Below are 15,456 nucleotides of genomic sequence, written 5' to 3'. Positions count from 1 at the left end.
CCGTTCGAGTTGTTGGTGGAGCGGTTGAATCCTCGTCGTTCGTCGGCGCATCATCCGTTGTTCCAGATCGCTCTCGCCCTACAGAACAACGAAGAAGTCCAGTTCGACTTCCCAGGGCTCGAGGCGCGGCTGGAGCTCGCGCCGACCTACACGTCCCGGTTCGACCTCTTCTTCAGCCTCACCGAGAAATTCGACGAATCCGGTGCCTCGGCGGGCATCACGGCGATGGTCGAGTACGCGACGGAGCTGTTCGACAGGGCGACCGTGGAAGAGCTGTCCCACCGCTTCGTCGGTCTGCTGCGCTCTCTCGTCGCGAATCCGGACAAGCCGATCAGCGACGCCGAAATCCTCTTCGCGGCCGAACGGACACGGCTGGTGCCGGCGGCGCCGGAGCCGGTCGGCTCGGCACTGCCGGAGTTGTTCCGCGCTCAGGTCGAGCGGGACCCGGACGCGGTCGCGCTGGTCAGCGGCGGCGTCGAACTGTCCTATCGGGAGTTGGAGGTCCGGGCGAATCGGCTGGCACATTGGCTGATCGGTGAGGGTGTCGGACCGGAGCGCCGGGTCGCGTTGCTGCTGGAGCGCTCGGTCGAGTTGGTCGTCGCGATTCTGGCGGTGGTGAAAGCCGGTGGCGCCTATGTCCCGGTGGATCCGTCGTACCCGGCCGGGCGCGTCAGCGCTCTGCTCGACGACGTGGACCCGGTGCTGGTGCTGCGTGAGCTGCCGGACGTGACGGGCATCCCCGAAACCGATCCGGACGTCCGGGTGCTGCCTGGAAACCTGGCGTACGTGATGTTCACGTCGGGGTCCACCGGTGTGCCGAAGGGCGTGGCGGTGACGCAGGCCGATGTCGTCGGGTTGGTGTCGGACGGGTGTTGGGGTGAGGCGCATCGGCGGGTGCTGGTGCATTCGCCGCACGTGTTCGACGCCTCGACATACGAGTTGTGGGTTCCGTTGATCCACGGCGGCACGCTGGTCCTCGCGCCATCGGGTGAATTCGACGCCGCGGTGCTGGCGAGGACCATCGCCGACGGCGGGGTAACCGCATTGTGGCTCACCGCCGGGCTGTTCAGCCTGATGGTCGAACAGCATCGGGACTGCTTTGCCGCGGTGGAGCAGGTGTGGACCGGGGGTGACATCGTGTCGCCTGACGCGATTCGCGAGCTGCTCGGCACCTATCCCGGGCTGACCGTCGTCGACGGATACGGCCCGACCGAGAGCACGACGTTCGCGACGCGGCATGTGATGACGCGGGACGACATTCCACAAGGGACGGTCCCGATCGGCGTCCCGATGGACGCCATGCGGAGCTACGTGCTCGACGAACGTCTGCGGCTCGTGCCGCCTGGCGTCGTCGGCGAACTGTACGTATCCGGTGACGGGGTGGCCCGCGGCTACCTCGGCCGTCCGGGACCGACCTCCGCACGGTTCCTGCCCGACCCGTTCGGGGGGCCCGGGGCACGGATGTACCGGACCGGTGACCGGGTGCGCTGGAACCGCCGTGGGGAACTGGAGTTCGTCGGCAGGGTCGATGATCAGGTGAAGGTCCGGGGGTTCCGGGTCGAGCCGGGCGAGGTCGAGGCCGCGTTGCTCGACCAGCCCGAGGTCGCACGGGCCGTCGTCCTCGCCAAACCCGACCGCCTGCTCGCCTATGTGGTCCCGGAAGGCGTGACCGACACGGACGGAGAAGATGCGCAGATCGATGAGTGGCGTGACGTCTACGACACGATGTACGGAGCCGAGCAGACCGCCACGCTGGGTTCGGATTTCACCGGTTGGAACAGCTCTTATACCGGTGAGCCGATTCCGCTGGAGGAGATGAAGTCGTGGCAGGCGGTTGCGCTTGAGCGGATCCGGGAGTCGTCGCCGCGCCGGATCTTGGAGATCGGTGTCGGCTCCGGTCTGCTGCTCGGGCCGCTGCTGGACGACGTCGAGTCTTATTGGGCGACCGATTTTTCGGCGCCGGTGGTCGAACGGCTGCGCGCCCAGGTGGACGCGGAGCGCGTCGAATTGCGCTGTCAGCCCGCGGATGACGTTTCGGGTTTGCCACCGGAGTTCTTCGATGTTGTGGTGTTGAACTCGATCGTCCAGTACTTCCCGGATGGCGCCTACTTGGCGCGTGTCCTGGACGGCGCCCTGCGTCTGCTCGCGCCGGGTGGTCGGATCTTCGTCGGTGACGTGCGGCATCAACGGACGGTCCGTGCCTTGCACACGGCAGTGCGGGCGGAGCAAGCGGAGTCGGCGGAGCGGTTGCGGTCGTCTGTCGAGCAGGCGGTTCTGCTGGAGAAGGAGCTGGTTGTCGATCCGGGCTTCTTCTCGTTGTGGGCCGAAGAGAACGCGGCCGGGATCGACATCCGGCTCAAACGAGGCGAACCGCACAACGAGCTGACCCGGCACCGCTACGAGGTCGTCCTCCACCGTGATCGGGCCGACGCGGTATCAGTGGCGGAGCTGCCGGAGGTGGCGTTCACCGGCCTGGACGACCTGGGCGACCTCGACGGCGCGGTGCGGCTCACCGGAATCGCGAACCCGCGGTTGACCGGGGAATTGGCCGCCGCCAGGGCGCTGACCCGGCATGCGTCCCTCGACGACATCCGACTCCACCTGAAGAACGGGCAGGGCGTCGACCCGGAGGCACTGCACGGCTGGGGCGAGCGCTCGGGGCACCGGGTGGCGACGACGTGGTCGCCCGAAGACCCCGGCTCGTACGAGGCGGTCGTGCTCCCCGGTGCTCAGGACGGCCCGCTGACCGGCGTCCACCGTGCACCGTCCGGGCGCTCCCTGGCGGCGCTGGCCAGCAACCCGGTCGGCTCGCGCTTCACCGGCAGGCTGCTCACCAGGCTCCGTGACCGGCTCGCCGAGCAGCTGCCCGCCTACCTCGTGCCGTCCGCGATCCTCGCCATCGACGAGATTCCGTTGACCGCCAACGGCAAGGTCGACCGGGACGCCCTGCCTGACCAGCTCCCGGCAACCACCGGCCGCGCGCCGAGGACCCTCGTCGAGGAAGTCCTGTGTGGACTGTTCGCGGAAATCCTCGGCCGGGCCACGGTCGGTGTCGATGACAGCTTCTTCGACCTCGGCGGGCATTCGCTGCTCGCGACCCGGCTGGTGAGCCGGATCAAGGCCGTGCTCGGAGTCGACCTGCCGGTCCGCGCGCTCTTCGAAGCGGCCACGGTGGACGGTCTGGCCCAGCGGATCCAGGACGGCGGCGAAGACACCGCGTTCGACGTCGTCCTGCCACTGAGGCGGGGCGGCACCAGGCCGCCGCTGTTCTGCGTTCACCCGATCAGCGGATTGAGCTGGACCTACTCGGGACTGCTGCGCCATCTGAGTCCCGAGTTCCCGGTGTACGGCCTGCAGTCGCGCGGGCTCGCGGACGGCGGGGAGCTGCCGCGCTCGGTGGCGGAGATGGCGCAGGACTACATCGCCGAGCTCACCCGCGTCCAGCCGGAAGGGCCGTATCACCTGCTTGGCTGGTCGTTCGGTGGAATGGTGGCGCACGCGATCGCCGCCGAACTGCGGCGACGCGGCCAGGAGGTCGCGCTGCTCGTGCTGCTCGACGCGAGCCCGGCGAAACCGTGGACGTCGGAGGAACTCGCGATCGCCCGGGACATGGACCGCACTGGCGCCTACACCCGGATGCTCGCCGCGTTCGGCATCAGCGCGGCCGGGTTGGCCGGGGAAACCCTTACGCACGAACGGTTCCAGGAGATCGCCTTCGAGCGGAACATCGTACTGGCGAGCCTGGAGGAAGACCACGTCACCGCGATGATGCGGGTGATGCGGAACAACGCCGACATCATCGGCAGGCTCCGCCACGAGCGGATCGCGGTCGACACCCTGCTGTTCGTCGCCGCGGACGAGCCGGAGGTGCTCACTGCCGACGTCTGGGCCGAGTACGTGGAGCGGGAGGTCGAGGTGCATCCGGTGCCCTGCGACCACATCGGCATGACCCTGCCGGACTCCCTGGCGGTCATCGGCCCGGTGCTGGAACGAAAACTGCGCGCAGTGGCGCGGAACCGACGGGAAGGGAACTCATGACGAATCCGTTCGACGACCCCGACGGCACCTTCAAGGTGCTGGTCAATGACGAGGGCCAGCACTCGCTGTGGCCCGCCTTCGCCGAGGTGCCCGCCGGGTGGACGGTGGCGCACGCCGACGACACCCGCGCGGTCTGCCTGGAGTACGTCGAGCAGCACTGGACCGACCTGCGGCCGTCGAGCCTGGTCCGGGCCATGAACGAAAGCCGCTGACCGAACTCCCAGGAGGTGTCCCATGTCCGAACTCATCGATGCGGTACTGGCAGGCGCGCCCGGCGAACGGCTCGCCGGGCTCCCGCTCCCGGACCGCTACCGTGCGGCCTATATCCGCAAACAGGACGTCGGCATGTTCGGCGACGACGAGACCGATCCCGACGTCCGCCGTTCCATCCACGTCGGCGAGGTCGCGATGCCCGAGCTGGCGCCCGACGAGGCGCTGGTCGCGGTGATGGCCTCGGCGGTCAACTTCAACACCGTCTGGTCGGCCACGTTCAAACCGGTCCCGACGTTCGCCTTCCTCGAACGCATCGGCAGGCAGGGCCCCCGCGCCGCGCGGCACGACCTCCCCGAGCAGGTGATCGGGTCCGACGCGTCGGGGGTGGTCGTACGGGTGGGCTCGGCGGTCGAGCACTGGGGGCCGGGGGATCGCGTGGTCGTCAGCCCGACCTACGCCAGCGGTCAGGTGACCTCCGGCTCCGGTGACGGCATGGTCGCCGACGACATCCTCGCCTGGGGCTACGAGACGAACTTCGGCGGGATGGCTGATTTCGCCGTGGTGAAGGCGAATCAGCTGCTGCCCAAGCCCGAGCATCTGACGTGGGAGGAATCCGCGGCCAACATGCTGTGCGGGATGACGGTGTACCGGATGCTGGTCAGCCCCAACGGCGCGCGGATGAAACAAGGCGATGTCGTGCTCATCTGGGGTGCCGCGGGCGGGCTGGGCGGCTACGCGGTGCAGATGGTCAAGAACGGCGGCGGGATCCCGGTCGCCATGGTCGGTTCCGAGGAGCGCGCCGAACTCATGCGCGACCTCGGCTGCGAAGCTGTCATCAACCGGCAGGAGTTCATGAACTCGCCGGGCGGGCTCAAGAGCCCGAAAGTGCTGCGGCGGATGGGCGAGACGATCCGACGGCTCGTCGGCGAGGACCCGCACATCGTGTTCGAGCACACCGGCCAGGAGACCTTCGGCGCGTCGGTCTACCTCGCGCGGCGCGGCGGCAGCGTCGTGACCTGCGGGTCCAGTAGCGGATACCAGCACGACTACGACAACCGCTACCTGTGGATGAAGGTGAAGCGCATCGTCGGCAGCCACGGCGCGAACATGGCCGAGGCACACGAGGCCAACCGGTTGCTGCGCCTGGGAATGATCGTGCCGACGCTGTCGGTCACCTATCCGCTCACCGAGGCGGGCGAGGCGACCAGGGCCGTCCAGCTCGGCAAGCACGTGGGCAAGGTCGGCATCCGCTGCCTGGCGCCGAGCGACGGCCTCGGCGTGGAGGACCACGCGCTGCGGGCACGGGTCGGCGAGCAGCGAATCGGTTTGTTCCGCAAGTACTGAGTTCCGCGAGGGGGACGGGTTTCGTGCATTCGATCCAAAGTCCACCGGCGACGGACGACCCGGCACGGGCCGGCCGCGATTCGCCGAGCTACGACGGTTACCTCGCCATCGACGGCCTACTGCGGCTGCAACGACCGCTCAGTGTGCCGGAGCATCCCGACGAGCTCCACTTCATCGTCACGCACCAGGCGATCGAACTGTGGTTCAAGGTCGTCGTCCACGAGCTCGCCAGGTTCAAGGCCGATCTCGGCCGTGCGGCGTGGACAAGGGCGGTGGCCGGGCTCGGCCGGATCAACGCGATCCTCGCCGCGCAGACGGCGCAGCTGGGCACACTGGGGCATCTGGATCCGAAGGCGTTCCTGGAGTTCCGGAGTTTTCTCGGCACGGCGAGCGGGTTCCAGTCCGTCCAGTTCCGGGTGATCGAGGTCCTCAGCGGACTGCGGGACCCCGATTACCTGGACGGCCTGCGGGCCGCACACGGCGGCAGCCTGCCGACGCGGGTTCTCGAGGCGTTGGCCGAGCCTGGCCTCGCCGAGATCGCGGGCGAGGCGGCGGACTGGGGCGCCGTCTACGCCGCGCCGGACGACCACGGCGCGCTTTTCCTGCTGGGAGAGGCGTTGCTGGAGTACGACCGGCTGTGGCTTGCCTGGCGTCATGAGCATCTGGTGCTGGTGGAGCGGATCATCGGGCAGGACACAAGGGGCACCGGCGGAGCCTCGGCCCGCTACCTGCAGGGGCGGTTGTCCCTGCGGTTCTTCCCATTCCTGTGGGATGTCCGGCATCGGCTCACGATGAAAGGCGGTGCCTGAGAACGTCCTCACCGGTCGTGTGCCAGTACCGTCCTGAGTGCGTCGAGGACCGCCGCGAACGCCGGTGCGTCCGGGTCGATGAGTTCGAAGTGGTCGGCGCCGGCGAGCCGCGTCAGCGTGACGTCGTCGCCGTGGGCGGTCGCCAGACGGTGGAAACGCTCGCTGATTTCGAGCGGGACACGGTCGTCCTTGTCGCCGTGTATCAGCACGCAGCGCGCGTCGAGGGGAAGGAGCCGAGCCGGATCCGCCGCGTGATAGCGATCGGGAAAGCTCGCCGGTCCTGCACCGAGAAGTCGGCCTACAGCACCGCCGTCCAGGTCGAGCCGATAGGCCTCGGCGAGGTCGCAGACCCCCGCGAGCGAGACGACTCCCTTGGCACGCAAAGGAGTTTCGTCACGCCCGGGGCTACCAGGAGGGAGCCGGTGCCGCGATGCCGCCCACAGCGCGAGGTGTCCGCCCGCGGAATGGCCCAGCAGCACCGTGCGATCACCCTTGACGAGCCCGCCGGTGAGCGCAGGCAGCGCGTCGAGGCCGTTGGCGATGTCGGCGAACGTCCCCGGCCAGCCGCCGCGGTCCTGGCCGACACGGTGATATTCCAGTGCCGCGGTGAGATGGCCGTGACGCGCCAGTTCCGCGCACAGTGGACGGATGTGGGCCCGATCGTATTCGGCTGCCCAGAATCCGCCGTGGAGGACCACTACCGTGCTCGTTACCGGACCGGAATCTGGCCACCACAGCTCGACAACGTGTTCGGTGCCTTCGCCGTAGCGCAATGTACTGTCGGATCGGCGGGCCGTCCTGCCCAGAACCTCGGCGAGACCCATCGGCGAAATCCCCCTGCCCGGCGCCGGTCATCGAGTATCCGTTGTATACGGTCGCCAGGAACCGTCACAAGCAGATGGATACGCGGAAACGGGGCTACCGTGAGTTTCCCAGTGACGTTTTCCCCAGGGCGCCGGTGTGTTTCCGGCTGCTTGGCAACCGTAGCCAACCGTCGTCGGCCGGACAAGAGCGTCTCGCGCCGCGGGCGGCGCAATGAAATGCCGATGTCGGCTTTCCGGCGCAGAACACCAGCTTCACTTCGACGTGGATACTGTGTCCGAGTTGGTGGAAGCCACACGGCGTATAACGTCGTGAACCAGGCGACGTCGAGGATGTTCCGGCGGCTGAGCAGCGGGCTCGTGAACGTGCCGGATCTGATGATTGGTAAGGGGAAGTAGCGGGTGCTCGCTTACATCGGCGGTGTGGCTCTGTTCGCGCTGGGGATCTGTCTCTCCGTGGCGCTGCACGAAGCGGGCCATATGGTTACCGCGCGGGCATTCGGAATGAAGGTCCGCCGGTTCTTCGTGGGGTACGGGCCCACGGTGTTCTCCTTTCGGCGTGGCGGCGTCGAATACGGTCTCAAGTGGATTCCGCTCGGCGGGTTCTGCGATATCGCCGGGATGACAGCGCTCGACGAGGTCACCCCGGAGGAGTCACCCAAGGCAATGTGGCGCTTCAAGACCTGGAAGCGCACGGTCGTGATGTCCGCCGGGTCGATCACCCACTTCATCCTCGGCTTCGTGGTGCTGTACCTGATGGCCGTCACGATGGGCCTGCCCAACACGAACCCGTCGACCGACCCGGTGATCGCCACGACTTCGTGCGCGCGATCAGCCGTCACCGCCGACCAGGCCCGCAACCCCACCTGCGCGCCGGGCGACCCGAAGCCCGCGGCCGCGGCCGGGCTGCTGGCGGGGGACAAGGTGCTCTCGGTCGGCGGGAAGCCGACGCCGACCTGGTCCGACATGCTCAGCACCGTCCAAGCGTCCAGCGGGCCCACGGCCTTCCAAATCCTACGCAACGGGCAGACCCTGACGCTGACCGTCGACATCCCCAAGGTGCAACGGCTGGCCACCGACGGGAAGGTGAAGGACGTCGGAATGATCGGCGCCTCGGCCGCCAGCCAGCCGAGCCTGATCGGCTACGGCCCGATTGACGCGGTCGGCGGGACCCTGAGCTTCACCGGCACGATGTTCACGGAGACCTGGCAGCGGATCGTCGAGTTCCCGTCGCGGATGCCCGCCGTGGTGGAGTCCATCTTCGGCGCTGAGCGCGACCCGAACACACCGGTCAGCGTGCTCGGCGCCAGCCGGATCGGTGGGGAGGCGGTCGAACGCGGCCTGTGGGAGATCTTTCTGCTCCTGCTGGCGAGCTTGAACTTCTTCATGGGCATGTTCAATCTGCTGCCGCTGCTGCCGATGGACGGTGGGCATATCGCGGTCGTCTGGTACGAGCGGGTCCGCGACTGGTTCCGCAAGGTGCGGGGCAAAGTCGCGGCCGGTCCGGTCGACTACACGAAGCTCTCCGCGGTTACGCTCGTGCTCGTGGTCATCGGCGGCGGGATCACCCTGCTCACCGTGGCCGCCGACATCGTCAACCCGATCCGTTTACCGTAACGGAGCACTCCGGCCGGGAAGCGGTCGCCATCGGACCCGCTGCTCGGCCGCCGGCGGGGTGGGCGCGGCCTTCCTCGACGATCGCGGCCTGCCGCCGGGCCGGCCAAGGTCACCGAATCGAAATCGGATGCCGGTCACGGTCGTGTACGGCGAGGATTGGCGGTTGACGAAACCCGCGACCGTCCGACACCGTCAGTGGTGATGGGGAAGGCTGTTGAGGGAGGGGATGGCCGGTGGCCGAGCTCAGTGATGTCGAGCGCATGGTGGCGGACTGGGAGCGTGACGCGGGGGAGAAGGCGCAGCGCTATCAGCGCATGCAGGAGCAGGTGGAGCGGATTTCGATCACCGAGTCGGTGGCTTCCGGCGCGGTCAGTGTCACGGTGGGCCACAACGGATTGCCCACGGACGTCAAGATGACTCAGGCCGTGCTGAAAATGAGCCCGGACGAGATCGCCGCGAGCGTACTGAACGCGATGCGTAAGGCTCAGTCGAAGTATCCGGAGCGGCTCGCCGAGATCACCGCCGAGACCGTCGGCGACGACCAGACGACCCGGCATCTGGTCGCGACCGCCGTGGACAATTTCCCGGCGCCGCCGGAGGAGGACGAGCCGACGCCCGCCCCGGAACGGCAACTGTTCCAGCACGACGAAGAGGAACCCTCACCGAAGCCTTCCTCCGTGCCGAAGCCGACGCCGCGGCGTAAGCCGGGACCGGACGACGATGGCGAGGACTTCAGCGACCAGTCATTCCTGCGGCACGACTGACGATTCCCTGGGGAGGGGACGACCATGGCCGAGGGTTTTGAGGTTCTCAACGACGAGCTCACTACGCATGCGGGCAAAGTGGACGGGCTCGCCGACCGGATGGGCACCGCCGTGCAAGCGGCGAACACGGTGACCATGAACGACAGCGCGTACGGGGTGATTTGCCAGCCCTTCGCCATGCTGTTGCAACCGTTCGAGGAAATGGGCGTCAACGCTCTGAAAACAGCCGCCGAATCGCTGACCGGAACCGCGACGAAAGTCCAGGAAGCCGCTAAGGCGTATCAGGATCGCGAGGACGGCACCGTCGACGCGATCAAGAAAACCGAAGCCGGCTGAGCACGCTTTTCGCTGATTCGAAAGCCACGGGGGAGGAACTGGCGATGACGGCAGGCGGAAATCCACTCGTCGCGCAAGCGCGGTCGCAGACGACGGGTGTGACAGGGATCGGGATCGCGGAGTCGGCGGTCGATCTGGCCAACGGTGTGTCGGATGGTTCGTGGGTCGAGGCGGGTCTGGGTGCGGTCGGGGTCGGGTTGGAGGTCCTGTCCCTGGTGGTGGACCCGATCGGCACACTCGCTTCCTACGGGGTGTCGTGGCTGATCGAGCATGTGCAGCCGTTGAAGGAGGCACTGGACTGGCTGGCCGGTGACCCGCCGGTGATCCAGTCGTTCTCCGAGACCTGGGCGAATGTGGCCGGTGAGGTGAACGCGATCGCCGGGGACCTGACCAATGAGGTGAACAACGGCACCGCCGGCTGGCAGGGTGAGGGCGCCGACGCGTATCGGGGTGCTACCGCCGAGCAGGCGGACGCGTTGGCGGGCGCGGCTTCTCTCGCCGACGGCATTTCCGCCGGTGTGATGATCATGGGCACGGTGGTCGCGGCCGTGCGGGAGTTCGTCCGCGACTTGGTGGCGGAGCTGGTCGGGAAGCTGATCACCTGGGCACTGGAGGCCGCCGCTACTTTGGGGTTCGCGACTCCGGCGATCGCGGTGCAGGCGACCACGGCGATCACCAAAACCGTGTCGAAGATCGCGGATTTCATTCGCAAGCTGGTCAAGACGATCGGGAACGTCACCCCGAAGATCCGCAAGATCATCGACAAACTCGGCGAGATCATCGAGAAGCTGTCCAAAATGCTGCGCAAGGGCGGCAAACCGGGCGGCGGCACCACCCCGTCGAGCGCCAAGGGCGGCCCGCCGAAATCTCCCGACACCACCCCGAACTCCCCCGACACCACCCCATCGGGCACCGACGCCACCCCCGACGGCGGCAGTCCCAGCACCCCCGGCGGCGGCACATCACCCAGTAAATCGCCCACCAAGGGCGACCCGGACGCCACCGGCGGGCAGAAATCGGAGGGTGTCGGCGGGTGCGACGGCAAAGGCGGTGACCCTGTCGACACCGTTTCCGGCCAGATGATCACCGCGGGTACCGACGTCATCCTGCCCGGCCTGCTGCCGCTGCTGCTCGTCCGGTCATACGCCTCCGGTTACCTCGACGGCCGTTCCTTCGGCCCCGGCTGGGCGTCCACAGTGGACCAGCGGCTGGTGCTGACCGACGCCAGGGTCCGTTACCTCGGCGAGGACGCCGAAGTACTCAGTTATCCGCACCCCGCGCGCAACGGCGAGCCAGTGCTGCCCGTCTTCGGCGCCCGGTGGCGGTTGCGCTGGGACGCGGCCACCGAGACGTACCTGATCACCGACCCCGATTCCGGCTGGACCCGCCACTTCACCGCCAGCCCCGCCGAGCCGGACCTGTGGCTGATCAGCGCCCTCACCGACCGGAGCGGGCACCGCGTCGACTACCTGCGCGACGAAACGGGCACTCCGGTCATGGTCACGCATTCCGGTGGCTACCAGGTCGCCGTCGACACCGTGCGCGGTCCGGCGGGCGCCCGCGTCGTCGGGTACAGCCTGCTCGGCGCCGGTCCGCGGGGCGCGGACCAGCCGATCGTGTCCTTCCGGTACGACAATCGGGGCAGGCTCACCGGCATCGTCAACTCGACCGGCGTGCCGTACGAGTTCGGTTACGACGACGTCGACCGGATCGTGGAATGGGTCGACCGCAACGGTTACCGTTACCGCTACGTGTACGGCGAGGACGGTCGCGTGGTGCGTGGTGAGGGCCTCGGCGGCTTCCTCAACGCGGCCTTCGACTACGACCTGGACAACCGCGTCACCACCGTCACCGACAGCCTCGGCCACCGGATCGAGTACCACTACGACGAGCACAACCACATCACCGCGGTGGTGGACCAGAACGGCAACGTCGAACGGCCGGAGTTCGATCGCCTCCACCGGCTGATCTCCTACACCGACAAGAACGGCAACGTCACCCGCTACGAACGGGACGAGACCGGCGAACCGGTCCGCATCGTGTACCCGGACGGCGCGGAGACCACCATCGAGTACGACCCGCGCTGGCAGTTGCCGGTCCGCGTGACCCGGCCGAACGGCGGGGTCTGGCAGCACACCTACGACGATACCGGCCGCTTACTGTCCACTGTGGACCCGCTGGGCGCGGTGGTGACCAACGAGCTGGACGAACGCGGTCACCTGGCCGTCACCATCGACGCCGACGGTGGCCGGTGGAGCTACACCAGCGACGGCACCGGCCGCCCGCTGTCGATCACCTCACCGCTCGGCGAGACCACCTACTTCCGGCTCGACGGTTTCGGCCGGGCGATCGAGGCCACGGACCCGCGCGGCCGGGTGACCCGGTACGGCTGGACCGTCGAAGGCGCACCGGTCTGGCGGGTCGGGGCGAACGGCAACCGAGAGGAGCGGGTCTACGACGCCGAAGGCAACCTGGTGCGCAGCCGCTCCGCCAGCGGCGCTGTCAGCACCCGCGAGTACGGACCGTTCAGCATGCTCATCGCCCGCACCGGGCAGGACGGCATCCGGCACACCTTCGCCTACGACACCGAGCTGCGGCTCACCAGCGTGACCAATCCGGCGGGCCAGGTCTGGTCCTACCGCTACGACCCGGTGGGCCGGCTGATCGGGGAACAGGACTTCACCGGCCGGGTGGTCGACTACCAGGTGGACGCGATGGGCGGCCTCATCCGCCGGGCCGAAGCGGGCGGGGCGGTGGTCGAGCTGGCCAGGGACGTCCGCGGACGGGTGCTCCGGCAGTCCGTCGCCGGAAACCATACCGATTTCGAGTACGACGAGGGTGGCTGGCTGCGCCGGGTCGGTGCCGGAGTCACCGAGGTGACCTACGAACGGGACCTGCTCGGTCACCCGCTCGCCGAATCGATCAACGGCCGGACCGTGCGCAGCGAGTTCGACGCGGTCGGCCGCCGGACCCGGCGGGTGACCCCGTCCGGCATCGAGACCACGTGGCGCTACGACGAGCTGCGCCGGGAGACCGAACTGGTCGGCACGGCGGGCACGGTGGCCTTCGAATACCAGGCCGGTCAGGAAGTGCTCCGGCGGCTCGGCGCCAACGCCACGCTCACCCAGACCTACGACGAACTCGGCAGGCTCACCGGCCAGGCGCTGTTCTCCGCGGCGGCGTCGCCCGGTACGCAGGGCCAGGTGCGCGCGGTGCAGCAGCGCACCTTCCGCTACCGCGCGGACGGCCAGGTGACCGCGATCGACGACCGGCTGCGCGGCGACCGGGTCTACGAACTGACCCCCGGCGGCCGGGTCACCGGCGTGCAGGCGAGCACCTGGTCCGAGCGGTACGCCTACGACGCGCTCGGCAACGTGGTCGCCACCGATCCCGGCCCGGAACCGTCCGATGAGGACACCCCGGCGGTCGCCGGACCGCGCCAGGTGGACGGGATGCTGCTGCGCGCCGCGGGCCGCGTCTCCTACGACTACGACGCCGCCGGCCGGGTGGTCCGGCAGGTCAAGCGCACCTTGTCGGGACGACGGCTGGTGCGCGAGTACGAGTGGAACGATCTCCACCAGCTCGTCGCCGTGACCACACCGGAAGGGGCGCGCTGGCATTATGTCTACGACCCGTTCGGGCGACGGCTGGCCAAGCGGCGGCTCGACGCGGACGGCACGGTCGCCGAGGAGATCACCTTCGCCTGGGACGGCACGCTGCTCGCCGAGGAACAGCGCACGGTGGCGGGCACCACGACCGCTACCGCATGGGACTACCGCGCCGGCAGTGCCGAACCGGTCGCCCAGACTTCCCGCTCGTGGCTGGCCGACGCGCCGTCCGAAATCATCGACACGCGGTTCCACGCGATCATCGCCGACCTGATCGGCACTCCGACCGAACTGGTCGACGCCGCGGGTCAGGTGGCCTGGTACCAGACGACCGGTCTGTGGGGCAACCAGCTCGCGGTGTCCACTTCGGACGGAACGAGCTGCCCGCTGCGCTTCCCTGGGCAGTACCACGACGCGGAGACCGGCCTGCACTACAACGTGCACCGCTACTACGACCCGTACACCGCGCGCTACCTGTCGCCGGACCCGCTCGGGCTGTCCCCGTCGGCCAACCACTACACCTACGTCGCCAACCCGCTGGCCGTGGCCGATCCACTCGGCCTGGCCGGGTACCAGGACCCGGCGAACGGGCAGTTCGCCCGCGATCCGGCCCTGCCGCCCGCCGATCACGTGCACAACCGGCGCACCGAATACCCGCCCGGTTACCGGCAGCAGACGCACGACGAGATGGCCGCGAAGTGGACCGACGAGGGCCGGGCGCAGGGCGGCACGCCGCGCGACCCGGTGACCGGCGAGCGGATCCCGCACGATCAGCTGACCTGGCGGGACGCCAACCGGCGGGAGATTCCCTACTACGACTCGGAAGGCCGCACGAACCTGACCTACGAACACGTTCCGCCGGTGGCCAAGCACTGGATCGAAGAGGGCTACAACATGACCGACGCGGAACGGGCGAACTGGTACAACAGGACCGACGACATGGAGGCCATGGGCCGGTCGGAGAACTCGTCCGGCGGTGGCAAGATGACGGAGCGTTACGCCGACCAGGCGCCCGGTCCGAGGCACCCCTGTACGTTGAGTCACTGACCGGGCCGCGAAAGATGGAGGTAGAGCCGTGGACTTGACCGAGAACTATTCGGCGATGCCGAACGTGACCAGCCTCGGTGACCTGGCCGACGCGTGGCGCTGGTCGCACGCGCCGGGCTTCGACTCCAGCGCCGCGTTGTCCGCCGACGGCAAGCACGCTTTCGAGGCCTACGCGCTGGACTCTTTCGACGAAGGTCTCGCGATCGCGATCCTGTCCTTCGCCAGGGGCCACGGCGACGAGCTGATCGCCGCTCCGGAGCGCCCGCTGGTGCTGGCCGAGGGGTTCTCCCACGACGGCTACGCCTTCGACGCCGTGGTGGCCGTCAGCCCGGCGATCCACCGCCTCTACCCCGACGACCCCGAGCTGAACTCGGCTGTCCGGGCGCTGGTGCCGGCGTTCCGCTGCGAGTTCTCCGGAGACGAAGACGAAGCCGACGCGGAGTATCGCTACAGCCGCGCGGCGGGCGTGCCCGGCACCAAATGGGGCCGCGAACCCCGTCCGTTCCTGAAGATGCGATTCCGCGGGAACAACGGAAATCTGCCGGCGGAACGCGAATTCGACCGGCCCAAGCTCCTGATGTCCTGGATAACCAGAAACGAGGGCAACGCCGACCTTTTCGTCGAATTCGAGAACTACCGGCACGAGGTGTACACCGTGGAATGGACGGAGACCTGGACCATCACCGCGCCGGGTGCGGAGCCTCGCCAGACCACGTTCGATGACCTGCGCGAGACCATCAAGTCCGCGCTGTACGGTCCGAACCTCGACGCCGGCACCAGCGAGTTCCCCGGCTGAGTGTGAGCAACGAACGACCGACGTCGTGAAGACGGCGAACCAGGCGTTGGACGAACTGGACAA

General features: G+C 68.3%; 10 protein-coding genes. 9 read left to right on the top strand and 1 reads right to left on the bottom strand.

From position 1 onward, the window contains the following. Window positions 1-9: 9 nt before the first annotated feature. Genes ACFWMR_RS08840 through ACFWMR_RS08825 form a run of 4 tightly spaced genes read left to right on the top strand, consistent with a single transcriptional unit; the run spans window position 10 to window position 6,404 of the window. Window positions 10-4,038 carry an amino acid adenylation domain-containing protein gene (locus ACFWMR_RS08840; protein WP_378377986.1) on the top strand — a complete coding sequence of 1,343 codons (4,029 nt, stop codon included), beginning with the start codon at window positions 10-12 and terminating at the stop codon, window positions 4,036-4,038. Then, complete coding sequence (locus ACFWMR_RS08835; protein ID WP_378377984.1) at window positions 4,035-4,250, top strand: MbtH family protein; 216 nt, start codon at window positions 4,035-4,037, stop codon at window positions 4,248-4,250. The genes ACFWMR_RS08840 and ACFWMR_RS08835 overlap by 4 nt, the downstream gene beginning before the upstream one ends. A gap of 22 nt (window positions 4,251-4,272) precedes the next feature. Further along, a complete protein-coding gene (gene ccrA / locus ACFWMR_RS08830; RefSeq protein ID WP_093934115.1) occupies window positions 4,273-5,595 on the top strand; it encodes a crotonyl-CoA carboxylase/reductase in 1,323 nt (440 codons plus the stop codon). Between the two features lie 23 nt (window positions 5,596-5,618). Beyond that, window positions 5,619-6,404 carry a tryptophan 2,3-dioxygenase family protein gene (locus tag ACFWMR_RS08825; RefSeq protein ID WP_378377983.1) on the top strand — a complete coding sequence of 262 codons (786 nt, stop codon included), beginning with the start codon at window positions 5,619-5,621 and terminating at the stop codon, window positions 6,402-6,404. Between the two features lie 8 nt (window positions 6,405-6,412). Here the strand turns inward: ACFWMR_RS08825 and ACFWMR_RS08820 are convergent, their stop codons facing one another. Further along, entirely contained in the window at window positions 6,413-7,228 is an 816-nt protein-coding gene (locus ACFWMR_RS08820; RefSeq protein ID WP_378377982.1) for an alpha/beta hydrolase family protein, read from the bottom strand. A 399-nt stretch (window positions 7,229-7,627) separates the two neighbouring features. On the opposite strand from ACFWMR_RS08820, the gene ACFWMR_RS08815 reads away from it, so the two are divergent. From ACFWMR_RS08815 to ACFWMR_RS08795, 5 genes are all read left to right on the top strand, one after another. Then, complete coding sequence (locus ACFWMR_RS08815) at window positions 7,628-8,842, top strand: M50 family metallopeptidase (protein WP_378274071.1); 1,215 nt, start codon at window positions 7,628-7,630, stop codon at window positions 8,840-8,842. A 233-nt stretch (window positions 8,843-9,075) separates the two neighbouring features. After that, window positions 9,076-9,606, top strand: a complete 531-nt coding sequence (locus tag ACFWMR_RS08810; RefSeq protein WP_378377981.1) for a YbaB/EbfC family nucleoid-associated protein — start codon at window positions 9,076-9,078, stop codon at window positions 9,604-9,606. Between the two features lie 24 nt (window positions 9,607-9,630). Then, window positions 9,631-9,942, top strand: a complete 312-nt coding sequence (locus ACFWMR_RS08805) for a type VII secretion target (protein WP_378377980.1) — start codon at window positions 9,631-9,633, stop codon at window positions 9,940-9,942. A 44-nt stretch (window positions 9,943-9,986) separates the two neighbouring features. Then, window positions 9,987-14,597, top strand: a complete 4,611-nt coding sequence (locus ACFWMR_RS08800) for an RHS repeat-associated core domain-containing protein (protein WP_378377979.1) — start codon at window positions 9,987-9,989, stop codon at window positions 14,595-14,597. 28 nt (window positions 14,598-14,625) lie between these two features. Then, window positions 14,626-15,393 carry a hypothetical protein gene (locus ACFWMR_RS08795; protein WP_378377978.1) on the top strand — a complete coding sequence of 256 codons (768 nt, stop codon included), beginning with the start codon at window positions 14,626-14,628 and terminating at the stop codon, window positions 15,391-15,393. Window positions 15,394-15,456: the final 63 nt, after the last annotated feature.

The sequence above is a fragment of the Amycolatopsis thailandensis genome (assembly GCF_042723255.1).
Lineage (GTDB): Bacteria > Actinomycetota > Actinomycetes > Mycobacteriales > Pseudonocardiaceae > Amycolatopsis > Amycolatopsis thailandensis.
The sequence above is the reverse complement of the archived record's forward strand: the minus strand, read 5'-3'. Positions and strand labels throughout refer to the sequence as shown.

What these genes read in the sequence shown, in the direction of transcription:
- ACFWMR_RS08805 (WP_378377980.1), top strand. Translation starts at nt 9,631, where the DNA reads ATGGCCGAGGGTTTTGAGGTTCTCAACGACGAGCTCACTACGCATGCG.
- ACFWMR_RS08800 (WP_378377979.1), top strand. Translation starts at nt 9,987, where the DNA reads ATGACGGCAGGCGGAAATCCACTCGTCGCGCAAGCGCGGTCGCAGACG.
- ACFWMR_RS08820 (WP_378377982.1), bottom strand. Translation starts at nt 7,228, where the DNA reads ATGGGTCTCGCCGAGGTTCTGGGCAGGACGGCCCGCCGATCCGACAGT.
- ccrA (WP_093934115.1), top strand. Translation starts at nt 4,273, where the DNA reads ATGTCCGAACTCATCGATGCGGTACTGGCAGGCGCGCCCGGCGAACGG.
- ACFWMR_RS08835 (WP_378377984.1), top strand. Translation starts at nt 4,035, where the DNA reads ATGACGAATCCGTTCGACGACCCCGACGGCACCTTCAAGGTGCTGGTC.